At 44.3% G+C, this 442-nt stretch carries 1 protein-coding gene; it reads right to left on the bottom strand.

Annotated features, from left to right (window positions below):
- On the bottom strand, positions 1-425 hold a 425-nt coding region (locus CWB76_RS19330), incomplete at its 3' end, for an MATE family efflux transporter (RefSeq protein WP_249363200.1).
- Between the last annotated feature and the right edge of the window lie 17 nt (positions 426-442).

Below are 442 nucleotides of genomic sequence, written 5' to 3' on the forward strand. Positions count from 1 at the left end.
ATATGCCCAACCAAGGTTGATACCGCCATTGATAAGCCCATAGCGGGGATCATTACCATTTGCAAAATATTAGAGCCAACACCATAAGCAGCAATTGTCGTAGTACCAAAGCTGGCAACTAGAAATGACATGATGATCAAACCAAATGCACGTGTCGATAATTCAATAGAGCCAGGCGCTCCCAAGAAAAAAGCGCGCTTAATATAGTGCCAATCGGGGTAAAAGCTTTTTAGCTGTAATTGAATACCATGACGACCACGTAAAAAAATAATGATGCCCGCAAGCGCCGCTAAGCTCTGTGTAACCAATGTTGCTAGCGCAGCGCCCATCACACCAAGCCCCTCAAAACGACCATAGCCAAATATGAATAACGGATCGAGTATAAAGTTAAGTAACACGGTTGTGCTGACTATAATTAACGGCACCTTCGTTTGCCCGCTAC

This window comes from Pseudoalteromonas sp. S1609 (genome assembly GCF_005887255.1).
GTDB lineage: Bacteria > Pseudomonadota > Gammaproteobacteria > Enterobacterales > Alteromonadaceae > Pseudoalteromonas.